The organism is Syntrophaceae bacterium (assembly GCA_013177825.1).
Taxonomy (GTDB): Bacteria; Desulfobacterota; Syntrophia; order Syntrophales; family PHBD01; genus PHBD01.
Window position 1 is genome coordinate 1 of sequence record JABLXX010000014.1, and the last position, 15,836, is coordinate 15,836.

The 15,836-nt window shown below is 52.6% G+C and carries 12 protein-coding genes; 7 read left to right on the top strand and 5 right to left on the bottom strand.

The genetic code is table 11. The features are described from left to right. Positions 1–326: 326 nt before the first annotated feature. From HPY65_18295 to HPY65_18305, 3 genes are all read right to left on the bottom strand, one after another. Positions 327–767, bottom strand: a complete 441-nt coding sequence (locus HPY65_18295; protein ID NPU86431.1) for a hypothetical protein — start codon at positions 765–767, stop codon at positions 327–329. Positions 768–1,194: 427 nt separating this feature from the next. Next, positions 1,195–1,707, bottom strand: coding sequence for a PilZ domain-containing protein (locus tag HPY65_18300; GenBank protein ID NPU86432.1), 513 nt, complete (start codon positions 1,705–1,707; stop codon positions 1,195–1,197). A gap of 304 nt (positions 1,708–2,011) precedes the next feature. Further along, the gene (locus tag HPY65_18305; protein NPU86433.1) at positions 2,012–3,043 is read right to left on the bottom strand and encodes a PEP-CTERM sorting domain-containing protein; all 1,032 of its coding nucleotides are present in this window, start codon (positions 3,041–3,043) and stop codon (positions 2,012–2,014) included. A gap of 2,248 nt (positions 3,044–5,291) precedes the next feature. On the opposite strand from HPY65_18305, the gene HPY65_18310 reads away from it, so the two are divergent. Further along, entirely contained in the window at positions 5,292–5,951 is a 660-nt protein-coding gene (locus HPY65_18310) for a hypothetical protein (GenBank protein NPU86434.1), read from the top strand. A 400-nt stretch (positions 5,952–6,351) separates the two neighbouring features. On the opposite strand, the gene HPY65_18315 is transcribed toward HPY65_18310, so the two are convergent. Next, positions 6,352–7,899: a hypothetical protein gene (locus HPY65_18315; protein ID NPU86435.1), complete on the bottom strand. Its 1,548-nt coding sequence runs from the start codon at positions 7,897–7,899 to the stop codon at positions 6,352–6,354. 606 nt (positions 7,900–8,505) lie between these two features. On the opposite strand from HPY65_18315, the gene HPY65_18320 reads away from it, so the two are divergent. From HPY65_18320 to HPY65_18335, 4 genes are all read left to right on the top strand, one after another. Further along, positions 8,506–9,342 (top strand): SDR family oxidoreductase, encoded by an 837-nt coding sequence (locus HPY65_18320; protein NPU86436.1) that lies wholly within the window; start codon positions 8,506–8,508, stop codon positions 9,340–9,342. Between the two features lie 112 nt (positions 9,343–9,454). Continuing rightward, positions 9,455–11,152, top strand: a complete 1,698-nt coding sequence (locus HPY65_18325) for a thiamine pyrophosphate-binding protein (protein NPU86437.1) — start codon at positions 9,455–9,457, stop codon at positions 11,150–11,152. Positions 11,153–11,224: 72 nt separating this feature from the next. Then, positions 11,225–12,523 carry an MFS transporter gene (locus HPY65_18330; GenBank protein ID NPU86438.1) on the top strand — a complete coding sequence of 433 codons (1,299 nt, stop codon included), beginning with the start codon at positions 11,225–11,227 and terminating at the stop codon, positions 12,521–12,523. Between the two features lie 47 nt (positions 12,524–12,570). After that, positions 12,571–13,593: an alcohol dehydrogenase catalytic domain-containing protein gene (locus HPY65_18335; protein NPU86439.1), complete on the top strand. Its 1,023-nt coding sequence runs from the start codon at positions 12,571–12,573 to the stop codon at positions 13,591–13,593. Positions 13,594–13,620: 27 nt separating this feature from the next. Here HPY65_18335 and HPY65_18340 read toward each other — a convergent pair whose 3' ends face one another. Further along, the gene (locus tag HPY65_18340) at positions 13,621–13,857 is read right to left on the bottom strand and encodes a hypothetical protein (GenBank protein NPU86440.1); all 237 of its coding nucleotides are present in this window, start codon (positions 13,855–13,857) and stop codon (positions 13,621–13,623) included. 109 nt (positions 13,858–13,966) lie between these two features. Here HPY65_18340 and HPY65_18345 point away from each other — a divergent pair, with 109 nt between their 5' ends. Together HPY65_18345 and dsrA are read left to right on the top strand one after the other, a co-directional pair. Next, positions 13,967–14,659: a TetR/AcrR family transcriptional regulator gene (locus HPY65_18345; GenBank protein ID NPU86441.1), complete on the top strand. Its 693-nt coding sequence runs from the start codon at positions 13,967–13,969 to the stop codon at positions 14,657–14,659. Then, a complete protein-coding gene (gene dsrA, locus HPY65_18350; GenBank protein NPU86442.1) occupies positions 14,646–15,836 on the top strand; it encodes a dissimilatory-type sulfite reductase subunit alpha in 1,191 nt (396 codons plus the stop codon). The genes HPY65_18345 and dsrA overlap by 14 nt, the downstream gene beginning before the upstream one ends.

The window sequence follows — 15,836 nt, forward strand, 5'->3', positions numbered from 1 at the left end:
AGTGCCAGGAAGGAACCAGGCCGCGAAGGCGACATTACCGGAGAGCCGAGGATGACTTTTACCTCGTCCTGATCCGGGAGATTGTCAATCACCGGGTTACTTCCGGTTACCGGAGAGTGACGGCTCATCTGAATCGGTAGTGTCAAGAATCTTTCGCTTTTATTATGGCAGTGCCTACCGGGGTTTTAGATTGCCTCCACAAGGTCAATGGCTTGATCCAAGTCCTATTCTCGGAGCAGAGCCATATTGAAGTACAGTCGTGATCCCCCTGCTGAAAATGTGGAAGGGTCATTTACACAAATTACCTGACACTCTCGATGCTACTTTCATTTACACAAAGAAACACGCAATTTATCCATCACACTATAAGGAATAATATCAATTGTGGGAATATCGCTTTTGTTATTGTGAAGTAATAATATGTTTTCAAACACATCGAATATTATATATTTTATAGTCCGATAACTTCTTTCTTTGCAATTAATTTCTATCAATGACATTTTACTATAAGGTTTTCTGTAAGTCCTGTCTATCAATAATGAGTTACCCATGTCTTCACTATACTTTTTGGAATACATCTGAGTTACCCATACACTTACATTATCTCTCTTTGTAATATGTATTGAATCTTTGTCATAGTATGTTACGCCATCTTCATTAGTCCCAACTATATGTAAATTTTCACAATAGACAAAATCATTTGTAGCATAGAATACAAATGAAACAACAAAAAATATGATTATATGAAAAGATATCTCATTTTTCATGATACCTCTCCCTTCAATTAATCCTCATTAATTTCGATATTACGAAGGTGAACTGCTGCGAATAATGTACCACACCCGCGGCAGGATTTCTGCGAATGTCTTTCGCGGAGGACTGCAATGCGCGGAAACATCACGGAGACAGCATCGGGTTTGTGTACGAACGCCGGGCCCATCAAGAACACCCGCTTCCCGCCATTCTGTCCAGGATGCAGACTCACGGACGACACCATCCTGTCGCTCTGGCCGATGCCATCCGCCATGACTTGGATTACGCATGTCACCATGCAGGAGTTCTATTGTCGGTAATGGGATAGGTGATGTAATGGACTGTTCCATTGATCTGATGAAGAAAGGCAGGTCCATTTCTGATCCTGCCTTTCCCTCTCGCGGTATGAACCATAGATATGAAAATCTGCCGAAGCGTTATTTAAATCATATACTTTTGCAAAGCCGAATATGCGTGAAAGTCTGGATTTACCAGAGCAGCTCCAACTTGAAACTCCTCAGAGGATTCAATTACCCGTTGAGGTGCGATTTCCACGTTGATTGGCCAATAATAGTTAGGTAAGCGGAAGATGATGCTGAACTTTTCGGTGTCGCTATCGCTATTCCTCTGGATTTCCAGTTTCGTCCCTTTGGGAATGGAGAATCTTATCCCGCCTATGGAGATGTCCATAATGGTGATTGCTTCAAAATCGCTTCGCTGCCACCGGGGATCGCCAATATAAGCCGGTAGATCAACTTTCTTCCTTTCAAACCGGCGGCGATTCTGTTTGATCCCTTGAAACTCTTTATTTTCCTTAAGATAATGGTCGATGATAAGACCGACAACTTCGGAGACACTCCGTTTTTCATACTTGGCAATCTTATCCAAGGCATTACTGATTTCTAAAGTGATTTGGAAGCAGACTGTAATGCCTTTCTCCATCTCGATCGTCATATTATCCCTCCCTTCCTAAACCGACCACACTGCATATATGATATCAATGGCATAATCGTCATTTTATTCTTTCTCTCCAGAATAAGTCAATAAATATAATATGGTTGCATAATCTTCTGTGAGATAAAGGTCAGTTTGCAGAGGATGTTTTGACGGCCAGGTAGCATAACATCCTGTACTCGTTAAATATATTTTGCTCAAACAATTCAGGACTTCACTGATAAATCGAGAAAAAAAAGCAGGACCATTTCTGACCCTGCCTTCTCCTTCAATGGTAAGAACCACGTTTATAAAATCCGTGAGGTTACTTCTCAAAATTCCTCCTCAGTCCTACATATGCCAGTCCAATCAAGCCAAGGCCCAAAAGCAGTAAGGTGGAGGGTTCGGGGACTCGTGTTACGACATCCCCCAGAATAAAGACTTCTGTGTTGCCTGCCTTGTTATTGGTATCTATTACAGTAAAATCTGTAACAAAGATTAAGTTACTGGGGTATTTGCTAAGATCCATCGTCGGTGCATACGCAAGGTAATCGACATGGCCACCACCCGCGAAAGCTATGGCGTCTCCATAGGCAGTTGGATCATAAGTGCCATTTTGACTGAATCCAGGCCAATCAGCATCAGCTGAATCTCGTACAGCCCCCCCTTGGGTGTCGATGCCGGTACCTTGGGCGATTGTATCAAATGCCCATAAGGCCGTCACTCCATTAGCATCCACATATACTTTCCCCGTAGTTGGATCCACAAGATATACTTGACCTGAAAACTGTATAGGGACGCTTCCAGCGTTCTGTAGATCAAGTCCGAAAACAGGGATGTTCTCGTTGTCGGCATTAGTCGGGTTAATGAAAGTCAAAATTTCACCCACCGTAGCGGCTACGTTATTGGTTGGGTAAGTAATGGCCATGCTGTTCGTAGTAGTCGGTACAGGGAGCCCGCCTAGTCCCCAAACATCATGAAATTCTGAAATACCTCCCGTCTCCTTCACAGCGTTTGGCAAAAGCGCACCATTGCTCATTCCATTTTGGTTCTGGACTATTATTCCCAGGGTGCCGGTTCCTGTGACAATATGGTAGCTACCGTATGTAGATACAGGAAAATATGTTGACGCATTGTTTTTCTGATTTGCATATATCAGCTGAGCCGAAAATGACCAAAAGTCATCATGTGCCCAAGCGACGTAATTCTGTCCAAATAAACCTTGAGTACCATCAGGGTAACTCTGAGTTGGGTCAGGTAACGTTATCGTTGCCGCCGAGCTAATTACTGCCATGCCCATCAAAGCAAACAGTGTTAGGACAATCCCCAGCAAAATTCTTTTTTTGAAACTCTTCATATCCTCGACTCAAGTTACATCATGTCAGATGATTTACCAATGTGCACTTCCTCAATATGAACAATATGGCAAGTTCCATGCCCGGCATGACGCGCATAGGAGGACCGTTAAAATCGTTTGCTGTATCGGGTAGATCTAGCGTCCCTCAATGTGCATGCACTTCCGATGATTACCGATGCAATCACAAGTGTAAAATATTCCGACGCAGGTAGAAGCAGCCGCCGTGATTCTAACCTGATCAACCCTCCCCAAAGCCACTCCTCCCGTCCAATAATCTATGGTTATAGATGGTTACCGACTTGCACGGATTTTCTTGATCCCAATACCAACACTTTCCCCAGTGCTGTAATCCGTCCGTATGCAAAGAAATGCAAAGAATTCTGTCTTTTCCCAGGATAAATCAGCATATCAATATTGAGGAACCGTAGGGATAGACTGAAAGAGAGATTCATTGATAAACTGTAAAGATTTCCGACAGGCGTTGTTCCACCCTTTCCTTTTGTAATCTTCCCCCTTCATTATCACGCGCTTTTGAGGACTAATAGGTAAAAGGAGGGCTTATTATATGCAGAAAACTAACTCTGAATATGGTACATCTTTTTGGAGCAGGTCATACCAAAAAATATTTGCGAAAGTCCACGTGAAGTCTCCCATCGAGTCACAGCACAGACTACTGAAAAAGTAATCTGCCCCGGAGTATCGCCATCCGCCATTCATGTGCTCCGCCTAGTAATATGTTACTAAAAAAATTTCTTTACATTCTCGTACAAATTTGTTTTTTATGTGAAAAACTTGGTTGGTCTCCCCCCTTCAAAACCGGTGCATTGTTATTGCAGCCAAATGCCAGGAAAAGAAATCTTGCTCTAAGTATGATAACTGGTTCTGGGGAAGGTCACCAATTGCAAGGTTGAAGAGGAGTTAATGACAAGAACAGCGAAAAATAATAAAAATATAATTACTGTTATTATCGGGATATTCTTTGGATGTCTATTTTTATTGTTATTAATACTGCCCTTTCTTCACCATTGCACAGGGAGCATTTGCTATAATGGGCTAGAATTCATAGTCAAAGCATTATTCCCAGCAATATTTGAACAATATAATAAATATTTTGATTGGAAATCATTGATATCGGCTTTCATAATTATTTCAATAATATTGAATATTGTATTGTTTGCCGTCGTCTTAATATTTGAAAACATCAAGTGGTGGTAAGCACCCTATTTTAATATTGGATATACCATCCACTGGTCAATCTTAACGGGTGAAGGGAGGGTCATATGAGATGTACTATTATCATAGCAGTCTTGATGTTAACCTCTGTATGTGCTACCGGAGATATGACCATTAACAACGACGATAAGGGACCGTGACAATCTCAAACGCGCCCATACCAAGATGGCACAGGAAAAAAGCAAAGGTGATCATCCAATATGAAGGCATTACAGACTAAGGCATATAGAAACATGAACAGGGAAAAGCAAATATTGGATAAGGTTTGGTGAGGGCGGCACAATCGGTGGCTATAACGGGACAGCAATCTTGCCAGGAAGAGAGTACTAGCGGTTGATGCAACCACATATGGAAGATTGACGAAGCGTGGATAGCAAGTTGATATCCCCTTCCAGGATTATTTCCCAGAGAATGAGTTAGACTACTTTCCTATGGAACTAAGGCACCTATCGAGGGATCACGCCACTTCGGTTTTTGCAAGTCAATCAAAATAATGATCAATTTTTTCTAAGATATTTTCTGTTGTTGAAACAACTTAATTATAGATTGTTGCCGATTTACCCGGATTTCCCTGATCATGAGGCCCAAAAAGTTTTTGCCTGAAGATAATCCGCTGGTATGTAAAGAAATCTGACACAGCCGAAGTATGATGTGAGTGTCGATATTGAGCAATCGTATGGCCAGCCAGAAATAGAGATTCATTATTATGCAGAAAAAAAGGTTCATGCCAGACCATTATTTACCATTTCCTCCCGTAATCCGGACCCTTGATTACCAAGCGGTTACTACGGACTCGTGGCTGTAACTGATGTGAAAGTCTTCATGATCCGCAAAGAATCGAACTAAAGAAGATTACTTCTTGTGATGCTGTTCTTCTAATTTTTCCTCTCAATCAAGCACTTCTGCGGATAAGCAATAATGTTTGTTGATTTTTTATTTCAAACGAAAAGAGAATGTGTCTGATCGTAGAGAAATCTCTAGATCAAGTTACCTACTACTTCGAATGGAGTAAGATATGGTAAATAAGACTAAATGGCTTCTGGGAGGGATTATTCTCTCTTTATTGTTAGTTGGTCTTCTTCTTTTTTTAATACGAGCGACAATTCTGGATGCATGTGGAATATTTATGGCACCCGATGGTAATTATGTTGCTGATGTCGCCATTCTGGAAGGCAGTGAATTCCTTGATAGGGGAGTTGTGCAAAGCGGTATAAAATTAATCTTATCGCAAAAAGTCAAACGGATTGTCGTTATCTTGCATTTAATTACCCCCTTCCACAGACCTTTTGGTCTTAACGAAGATTATCCCAATCTCGTCAAAAAAGAACTGGAAACTTTGGGACTAAAAGAAACTGATATAAAAATCATTGTAAATCATATTCATGACCCAATAACGTTAACATCTGCGAAAGGTGCATTGGAGGCTCTCTCTCAAGATCATGTGAGAAGTGCTATTCTGCTATCCAAAGGTTTTCATACTCGGCGGAGCTTTCTTGTATACCAACATGTAGGTATTCCATTACAGATCAAGATCTTTCCTTCTGCTTGCTTCAATGAATATCAACTTGATCATTGGTGGTCGAATGAGAAGGCCGTTCGCGACTTCACTTCTGAAGTTGTAAAACTGGCTTATTATTTTATACGAAATTATATTCCCTTAAAATTATCTTACTAGTTGTTTTATCTCTTTCTTCCTGAACGGGAGTAACCACGGGCACTGGCTGGTAACCACTGGCACCGGGGCACGATGTACCGGGAATTAAGGAAGATGGGCGCTTCGGAAGCGTATGCCGGCAAGGTCGCCGTGAATAGCCGGCGCTGGTGGCGCAACAGCAGCCGAGCGTTGAATCGAGCGATGCCGATCGCCTACTTCGACCGCCTCGGTGTACCCCGGCTCTCATGACCTCAACGACTCGAACCACCCGGCGCAGACCCGCATGCCGGGTGGTGTGGGAGGGGAACGGTCAGGGATCCTGACCGCCCCTATCCCGATTGCGACGAATCGTGAACGCGAATAAAAAGAGGCAGGGTGCGGACACCCTGCCTCTTGCTCATCCTTGTTCTGTCAATTCAGATCAATCGTTGATCTTGGCGATCTCCCTCGGTTTGACCTCGAGGTCCATGTACCCGTACTTGTGATCCTTCAGCACGTCCGACGTTGGGAAACGGCGATCCGGCGCGTTCTGGAACATCCAGTGGTTCAGCTTGATGTTCAGCTTTTCCACGGCCGCCTTGGCCAGCTCCTCGCGGTCATCCGGGTGGGCGATAGAGATGATCTTCTTTGCCTTCTCGGCGTCCGTGCAGCCCTGGATGTTGACGATGCCGTACTCCGTGCAGATCCAGGAGACGAGCTGGTCGGGAACAGTCACGACACTTCCGGGATCCAGCATGGGGACGAAGCGTGACCGGCCCTTCGCGTCCCTGGATGTAGCCGCAATGATGGCCCGGCCGCCCTTGGCCATGGTGGCCCCGAGCGTGAACTGGAACTGGCCGCCCGTCGAGGAGATGGGCCGGCCGCCGACGTTCCCTGCCGCGTCCTGCCCCCGGAGGTCCATCTGGGCGAAATTGTTGACGGTCACCATGTTGTCCAGCTGGGAGAGCGTCACGACGTTATTCGTATAGCCGATGTCGAATCCAGCGAAGAGGGGGCTGCGGTGCAGCCACTCGTAGTAGCGGGGCGTGTCGACGGGCATGATGTAAGCCCAACCGCATCTTCCCCTATCGATATTCTTCCGGGAGTTGTCGACGACGCCCGCCTCGTAGAGCGTAAAGGCGTACTCGCCGATCATCTCGCTGTGGACGCCGATGTGTCTCAGGTTGGACTTGGCCAGGCCAATGACGACGGCCGTGGGGAGGGTACCGATGCCCACCTGGATGCAGTCACCATCCCTCATGATCGAAAGGCAGTTGTTGGCGATGGCCGTCTGGACGTCGTCCGGTTTGATGTTCTTTTCGGCGATGTAGGGCCACTGGTACTTCTCGTTGTCCACGTCCACCTCGACGAAGTAGTCGACCTCGTCAACGGGGAGGAACATACCCCTTCCCCCCTCGCACCAGGCGTAATCGGAGCGGATTTCGCAGACGAACTTCTTGCAGGACTTGGCGACGATCATGAAGTTGTTCACGCCGTAGCTGGCGTTCACATATCCGGCCTCAGGCACGGCGCAGGCCTGGACACCCCAGTCCATGGCACGTTCCGCCCTGTTCTTGCGGTAGAAACGGGCATATTCGGCATCCATCCCCAGTGCCCATCCCCAGTGCTTCCAGTCGACGGCTTTGTAACCCTTGTTCATGAGACCGCGGGTGGTGGGAAGAATGAAGGCCTCGTGAAGGACATGGTACTTCCCCTCCATATCAGCTGCGGCGCAGAAATTGTTGCCGCACATGATCGCCTGGTTCCAGATCTCGATGTTCTTGAGGTCTCCAGGGCCGTCGCCTAACCGGGCCGCCAGGGCCTCCATCGTCGGAAGCGTGTCCGATCCGGGGCCGCCACGATTGATCCAGTCTCCGGGCTTGACCATGTCTGCCCACTGTTTCGCGGTAATGGTTTTGTTCTTGATTTTCTGCTGTACCGGGGTTGGCATCCATACTTTCTCTTTGTTCGCGATTTTCTGCTGGGCCATATTGAAATGTTCCTCCTTTTTCAATGTAGATCAAAAAAGACCCCCGATCTACTGCGTTAAAAAAATGAATGGCCACTCCTGAATGAACAAATTGCAGCACTTCATTCCCGGCGATCGGATCCCCCCTTTCGTCGTTTGAATTTCTTTGATTTGTATGGAGTTAGAAACTTTTTTGAATCAGGAAAGAGACGGTTAACACTTAACTTTGTCAACCATGATTGTCAAGGGAAAATTGGTGAAGAACCTATGAATGCTGATTCCATGACATGAATTGGCTGAGAGATGAAACGATTTGACATTCCAGTGAATCGACGGCTGTGTGGATTCCATGCATATAGCGGGAAAGTGACGATATTCGGCCGGATGTAGGGGCGACACACCGGAAGACCCAGAGCAGCGTACCGTCAGACGGATAGGCAAGATAAAGGAAAGGCAGCCTGACCGGTTGTGAACGGTGTCATCGTTCCAGACTCGGTTGCCGAGGAAATAGGATGAATTCTTTCTGCACGACGGATGAAAAAATCTTGACAGGGACGCAATTGAACGGTATTCAAAATTCGAACGGTGCATAGCCGCAGCATTTCCTTCCACCCATGGAGGTCAGTCATGTATACGGATTTGAAAGACAAAACAGCAATTGTCACCGGTGCAGGAAAAAAGACGGGCATCGGATATGCCATCGCTTCGAAGCTTGCTTCCTGCGGTGCGAACGTGGTCATCGCCGACCTGGGGAAGCCCGTCCATCCCGATGAACCGCTCAAAACGGCGACGAGCGACGAAATGGAGGCCATCGCCGCCCTGCTCTCTGAAGCATATGGAGTGAAAACGACAGCCGCGGCCGTGGATGTCATGGATAGTGCATCCATCGCCGCCTTTGTCAAGCACGTGAGCGGAAGCTTCGATCACATCGACATCCTCTGCAACAACGCCGGAGCCTCCTTCGGGGTTCCTAACACCGTCCTGAGCTATGACGAAGAAGCCTGGATCCGGACAATCGATGTCAATCTGTTCTCTGTATTTCGCATGTCCAGGGCCGTCCTTCCCATGATGACGGGAAAACCGGGCTCGATCGTCAATACGGCGTCCCGAGCCGGCAAAGTCCCACCCCTATTCAACAGCGCCTATGCCGTTGCGAAGGCGGGCGTCATCATGCTGACCAAGACCATGGCCAAGGAACTGGGGGGTCTTGGGATCCGCGTCAATGCCATCTGCCCGGGGCAGATCGCTACGGATCTGGAGAAATGGCGTTTCGGTCTGGAAGCAAAGTTCTTTAACACGACGATCGAAGAACGGGAAAAGGAGATGTGCACAACGATCCCCCTGGGCTTCATCGGCCTTCCGGCCGACGCCGGTGACCTGGTGGCGTACCTGGCCTCGGACGCATCGCGGTATATCACGGGCCAGGCCATCAATCTCGACGGCGGCCAGTGCATGGAATTATGAGAACCATCGCCGGCTCAAAAAACAGACAACGGTGCATCCCACGCCTTCTCAGCGTTCACGGAGAGACGGCGACCGGAGGATGCATGTTCAATACCTTGATGGAGGACACAGCATGAGTAAAATCATCGGCGGCCAATTGGCGGCGGAGTCGTTGATCGACAGGGACGTAGAATACATCTTTTCCCTCAGCGGCGGACACATCACACCCATCTACCAGTACCTGGAAAACTCGAAAATCACCCTCTTCGACACGCGGCATGAACAGGCGGCGGTTTTCATGGCCGAGGCATGGGCACGCATGACCCGGAAACCGGCGGTGGCCATGGTAACGGCCGGTCCGGGGTTCACGAACGCCCTTTCCGGCATAGCCAGCGCCAGGCTTTCCAACGCCCCGGTCATTCTGATTGCCGGTTGCGTCGGCCTCGAGAGCGTCGAGAAGCTGGACCTGCAGGACATGAGCCAGCTTCCCGTGATCGCACCGATGGTGAAGAAGGCATTCGTCTGCCAGGTTCCCGAACGGATTCCCGAGTTCATCGACATGGCGTTCCGCGCGGCCATGAGCGGCCGGCCCGGCCCGGTCTATCTGGAGCTTCCCTGCGACATCCTGAACGCGCAGGTGGATATGGCGAAGGTCAAGAAAGTCAGGACCTCTCTGTCATCCGCCCCCGTCGACCGGGAAAATGCGGCGAAAGCGGTCGAGATGCTCAAGGCGGCCAAGAGCCCCGTCATCATTGCCGGAAGCGGCGTCTGGTATGCCGATGCGGGGAAGGAGCTGACCGCCTTCGTCGAAAATACGGGGATTCCGGTCTTCACAATGGCGGCAGGGCGGGGCGTCATTCCCGACACCCACCCGCTGTGTTTCGAGTCCTCCCTGGCCATCCGTCCCGGCGCGGCGATGCTATCCCTGATGAGCACCGACTGCGTGCTCTTCCTGGGCGGCCGGCTCAGCCTCTTTTACATCTTCGGTGAAATCTTCCCGCCCACTGCCAGGTTCATCCAGGTGGACATCGCGCCGGACGAGATCGGGCGCAACCGCTCCGTCGATCTCGGTATTGTCAGCGATGTCAGGGCCTTCCTGGCGGAGATGAACTCCGTCGTCGAGAACGGGGGAATCGGTGCCGCCCTGCGAGAGCGGAACGCGGCCTGGGTGGAGACCGTCCGCAAGGCCGACGCGGACGGGAAGGAGCAGGCCCGGTCGATGTGGGAAGCGGAGACCCTTCCGATTCATCCCATGCGCCTGGCCCGGGAAATCAATGCCTTCATGGACCGCGAAGACGACATCGTGGTCGCCGACGGCGGCGACACATCCACCTGGATGGGCATGACCCGCACCGTCCGCAGGGGCGGAACCTATCTCGATTACGGCCTGTACGGATGCCTCGCCGTGGGCATTCCTTTCGGCAATGCGGCCAAGCTTCGAAACCCGGACAAGCGTGTCCTGGTTATCATGGGCGACGGCTCCGCCGGGTTCAACTTCATGGAGTTCCATACGGCCATCCGAAAGAAGCTGCCCATCGTCGTCGTCATCGGCAACGACCAGGCCTGGGGCATGATCATGCACAGCCAGCAGCTGCGCATGGGGCACCACATACCCAACGGCACGGAGCTGGGATGGGTCGATTACCACAAGATGGTTGAAGCCCTGGGCGGCTTCGGGATCTGCGTCGAGCGGCCCGAAGACATCCGTCCGGCCCTGGAGGCCGCCTTTGCCTCCGGGAAAACGGCCTGCGTGAACGTCAAGGTCGATCCGTCGGTGATCAGTCCCGGGAGTGTGGCCCTGGCCAATCTCGGAGGGTACAAGAGCAGTTGACGATTCTGAATTTGAAAATCGGGGTGAGGGGATGATTCCGGGTCGCCCGGAAAGAACGGGAGGAAAGCTGCCATGGCGGAAATGACGGGACCAAAGGAATACAAGCTGTCCAAGGGTTACTCGTACTACCTGTTCACCCTGCTGTTCCTGCTGTATCTTTTCAACTATATCGACCGCGTCATCGTGACGTCCCTTTTCCCCTTTATCCAGAAGGAGTGGGGATTGACGGACACCCAGTGCGGAATGCTCGTCTCCGTCGTCTTCGGGGCAATCGTGACGCTGACCATTCCCGCCTCCATTCTGGTGGACCGCTGGAGCCGCAAAAAAACCATCGGCATCATGGCGCTTCTCTGGAGCTTCGCCACAGCGGCCTGCGCCTTCACCAAGAGCTTCCCGGCGCTCCTCATCGCCCGGACAGGCATCGGCATCGGCGAGGCCGGTTTCGCCCCCGGCGGCACGGCAATGCTGTCGGGGCTTTTCCCTGCCGAGAAGAGGTCCCGCATGGTGGGCATGTGGAATGCCTCCATTCCTCTCGGCAGCGCCATCGGCATCGGCCTCGGCGGGATCATCGCCGAGACCTGGGGCTGGCGCCATGCCTTCGGCATCGTGGCCATCCCCGGCGCCATCGTGGCCATCCTTTTCTTTTTCATCAGGGACTACAAGACAGTCGAACTGGTCAAGACCGTTAAAAAGGGAGGCATCGAAACCGCGAAGGTCACCATGAGCAAAATGGACATCTTCCGGGACTTCATTCGTACACCTTCCCTGATGCTGACCAACATCGGGTTCTCGGGCGTCATCTTCGCGACGACATCCATCATCACGTGGCTGCCCACGTATTACCATCGGATCGAAAATATACCCATGAGCCAGGCGGGGATGAAGACGGGCCTCATCATGATGCTGGCCATCATCGGCGGACCCGTCGGCGGCTGGATTGCCGATGTCTGGTTCAAGAAGAAGGTCAGTGCCCGGCTGCTCTTCCCGGCCATCTCAACGATCCTCACCGCCATCACGCTGTTCATCGCCATCACATTCCTGGAGGGCCGGGCGCAGTACGCTGCCCTGCTGCTCATGGGCGTGCTCATCGTTGCCTTCGCGCCGGCCGCCATCACGGTGACCCAGGAAGTCATCCACCCGGGGCTCCGGGCCATATCCTATGCCGTCTGTGTTATCTTCCAGAACGCCCTCGGGGCCTTCACGGCGCCCATGGTCCTGGGAGCGATCTCCGATGCATACGGGATCAAGGCGGCCATCTCGGTACTTCCGGCCTTCCTCGTTTTTTCCGCCGTCCTGTTTTACCTGGGGTCTCTTTATTACGAGAAGGATCTCGCGAAGGTCGAAAAGGTCGAACTGGAGATGGAGGGCTGAGGTGCAGGCATGATCCGAACTTTGCCGTGCAGGAGCAGGAGTGATTTATGAAAGCGGTCGTATTTCGTACCGGGAGAGGTCTGGTTTTAGAGGAGGTTCCGGATTACCGGGTGGCAGACGACGAGGTCCTGGTCCGGGTGGCCAACACCGGGTTCTGCGGATCCGATCATTCCCTCGTGGCGGGGGGACTTCTCGCCGACGGGTATATCCTGGGCCATGAAATCAGCGGCGTCGTGGTGGAAAAAGGCTCCGCTGCCGAGGGACTTCCCGTCGGAACGCGGGTGTGCATCCGTCCCACCTATTGCGGCGCCTGCACCAACTGCCTGAAGGGTAAACAGCAGCTCTGCAGGGTCCACCGCCGGACCACGGGGATCGGCGATCTCCCGGGCGGCTTTGCCGAGTACGTCAAGGTGTATCCCCAGATGCTGATTCCCGTTCCCGACGGCGTCGATTCCCGCAATGCCGCCCTGGCGGAGGCGTTTGCCGCGGCCCTTCATGGCATCCGCTGCACGTCGGAGGAGACAGGGGCTGCCCTGGTGATGGGGGGTGGACCCATCGGCCTGTGCGCGGTCCGGCTCCTCAAGATCCTCGGATACGGCCCCGTGGTCCTCTTCGAGCCGATCGAGGCAAAAAGACGAATCGCATTGGCTTACGGCGCCGATCACGCCCTTGATCCCGCGGAGAAGGAACTGGACCATCAGGTCATGGATCTGGCGGCGGGCGGGTTCCGGAAGGTGTTCGAATGCTCGGGCGTTCCGTCCAACGTGAGCCGTGCCGTCGATCTGGCGGCCGACTGCGGCGAAATCTGCATCGTGAGCATGATGTTCCGGCCCTTCGAGATTCCCGGCCCCTACAGGATCAACCTGAGGGAGATCCGCCTCACGGCGTCCATTTCCAATACCCACGAGGAGAACAGGCAGTGCCTGGAGTGGATGGCCTCGGGCGTTCTGGATGCCAGGCCGCTCATTTCCGATTACGAGCCGCTGGAGCGTCTGCCCGAGGTTTACCGGGACCGGATCGACACCGGACTTGCCCTCAAGGTGCTGCTGAAGATCGGGGAGGAATTCTGACAGGCTGTTGAAGTACAGCCGTCGGGATCATTCGGAATGAACGAGATAGGAAAACCACGGTTTCTGTCGCTTGAACGGACAGTGGGCGGCGAGGCAGGAGCGGACGGGATCGCCGGGCGGTATCTTCATGGCGGGCGCTGTCCCGGATTCGTGCTGCCGCACCCAGACCTCGGCCTCCTCCGCCGTATCGACATATCCGGCGGTATAGCTTGTCCGTCCCCGGCAGTGGACGTATCCGTAAATCAGTTTGAACTGCGTGGGCATGACGAAAAGGCGAACCTGCCTCCAAGTATTTTCTATCAGGCCGCCGCGATTATCATGAGGGCGGCCGGCATGCAACAAATTATGGAAAGGCGAGGGAACTGAATACGCCATGGGAGCGAAGGAAAGACGGGAAAGGGAACGGGAGCAGCGAAAAAACGACATCCTGGATACGGCCAGGGCGCTGCTCTTCGAAAAGGGTCTCAACGCGACGACGATCAACCAGATCGCCAAGCGGGCGGAGCTGAGCGTCGGCACCATCTATTTCTACTACGACAGCAAGGAAGACCTCTACGCGACGCTTCAACTCGAGGGCCTGGAAATCCTGACCGGGATGATTCGGGAGGCCAGCGAGGCAGCGTCCGCAACGGAGGAAAAGATCCGGGCCATCGGTGCAGCCTACCTCCGGTTCAGCAAAGAGCACAGCAACTATTTCGAAATCATCAACTACTTCCTGACCTCCCCGGAAACGATCTTTTCCCAGGACCTGAAATCGCGGGTCGACGGTCAGGGGACCCAGAGCATCTCCATCCTGGCCGAGGCCGTGGAGGAAGGAATACGGGCGGGCCTGTTCCAGGATGTGGATCCGAGACGGCAGGCGATCATTCTGTGGGGTACCCTTCACGGCATGCTTCACTTCAAGAAACTGCAGAAAACGATCCTGGCCCATGCCGATCATGAAAGCATTTACATGGAAGCGGTGGAGCGTTTCATCGACGGGCTGCGCCTGCATCCGGCGCCCGTTGACAGGATGAGCGACCCCAACCCTTTAGCGTCAAGGAGAAAGAGAAATGGCAAAATCTGAAACACCCCTTCTGGATGAACTGGAAAAGGGAAAGTGGCCCAGTTTCGTCACGGAAATCAAGAAGGCGGCTGAAAAGAGCCCCATGGCGAAGGACCTCCTCCACCAACTGGAGCTTTCCTACAAGGACCGGATCGGTCACTGGAAACACGGGGGCATTGTCGGTGTCAAGGGCTACGGTTCCGGCGTCATCGGCCGGTATTCGGACCGTCCCGACCTCTTTCCGAACGTCCAGGCCTTTCATACCATCCGGGTGAACCATCCGTCCGGATGGTTCTACAAAACCGACGCCCTGCGCAGCCTGTGCGACATCTGGGACAAGCACGGCAGCGGTCTCACGAACATGCATGGCTCCACGGGGGACGCCATCCTGCTGGGAACGACGACCGATCACCTGCAGACCTGTTTTGACGACCTGTCGGAGGCCGGGTTCGACCTGGGCGGCTCCGGGTCGGCACTCCGGACGCCGAGCTGCTGCGTCGGTCCCGGGCGCTGCGAATGGGCCTGCGTCGACAGCCTGGATCTCTGCCACCACCTGACAATGAATTTCCAGGACGAGATTCACCGGCCCATGTTCCCCTACAAGTTCAAGATCAAGATCTCCGCCTGTCCCAACGACTGCGTGGCCTCCATCGCCCGGGCCGACTTTTCCGTCATCGGCACGTGGAAGGGCGACATCCGGATCGATCCGGCGGAAGTGGAGGCGTACGCCTCGTCGGGCCTCAACATCCAGAGGGAGGTCTGTGACCTGTGTCCCACGCGCTGCATGGAGTGGGACGGCCGGCAGCTCAAGATTTTCAACGAGGACTGCACGCGGTGCATGCACTGCATCAACCTGATGCCCAAAGCCCTGCGCCCCGGGGAAGAGCAGGGTGCCACCATCCTCGTCGGCGGCAAGGCCCCCATCGTGGAAGGGGCGCTCCTGTCCTGGGTCCTCGTGCCGTTCATGAAGCTGGAACCACCCTATGGAGAGATCAAGGACCTGATCCTCCGCATCCAGGACTGGTGGTGCGACAACGGCCGCTCCCGAGAGCGCCTGGGCGAGCTGATCAAGAGGCTCGGCATGCGGACGTTCCTCCGGGCGATCGACATCCCCGCGGCGCCGCAGATGGTCAAGGCCCCGAGAACGAATCCCTATGTCTTCTTCTGGCCCGAAGACATTCAGCAGGAGGTGAAGTGA

What these genes read in the sequence shown, in the direction of transcription:
- HPY65_18300 (NPU86432.1), bottom strand. Translation starts at nt 1,707, where the DNA reads ATGACGATCGAGATGGAGAAAGGCATTACAGTCTGCTTCCAAATCACT.
- HPY65_18295 (NPU86431.1), bottom strand. Translation starts at nt 767, where the DNA reads ATGAAAAATGAGATATCTTTTCATATAATCATATTTTTTGTTGTTTCA.
- dsrA (NPU86442.1), top strand. Translation starts at nt 14,646, where the DNA reads ATGGCAAAATCTGAAACACCCCTTCTGGATGAACTGGAAAAGGGAAAG.
- HPY65_18320 (NPU86436.1), top strand. Translation starts at nt 8,506, where the DNA reads ATGTATACGGATTTGAAAGACAAAACAGCAATTGTCACCGGTGCAGGA.
- HPY65_18325 (NPU86437.1), top strand. Translation starts at nt 9,455, where the DNA reads ATGAGTAAAATCATCGGCGGCCAATTGGCGGCGGAGTCGTTGATCGAC.
- HPY65_18330 (NPU86438.1), top strand. Translation starts at nt 11,225, where the DNA reads ATGGCGGAAATGACGGGACCAAAGGAATACAAGCTGTCCAAGGGTTAC.
- HPY65_18305 (NPU86433.1), bottom strand. Translation starts at nt 3,043, where the DNA reads ATGAAGAGTTTCAAAAAAAGAATTTTGCTGGGGATTGTCCTAACACTG.
- HPY65_18340 (NPU86440.1), bottom strand. Translation starts at nt 13,857, where the DNA reads ATGCCCACGCAGTTCAAACTGATTTACGGATACGTCCACTGCCGGGGA.
- HPY65_18310 (NPU86434.1), top strand. Translation starts at nt 5,292, where the DNA reads ATGGTAAATAAGACTAAATGGCTTCTGGGAGGGATTATTCTCTCTTTA.
- HPY65_18335 (NPU86439.1), top strand. Translation starts at nt 12,571, where the DNA reads ATGAAAGCGGTCGTATTTCGTACCGGGAGAGGTCTGGTTTTAGAGGAG.
- HPY65_18345 (NPU86441.1), top strand. Translation starts at nt 13,967, where the DNA reads ATGGGAGCGAAGGAAAGACGGGAAAGGGAACGGGAGCAGCGAAAAAAC.
- HPY65_18315 (NPU86435.1), bottom strand. Translation starts at nt 7,899, where the DNA reads ATGGCCCAGCAGAAAATCGCGAACAAAGAGAAAGTATGGATGCCAACC.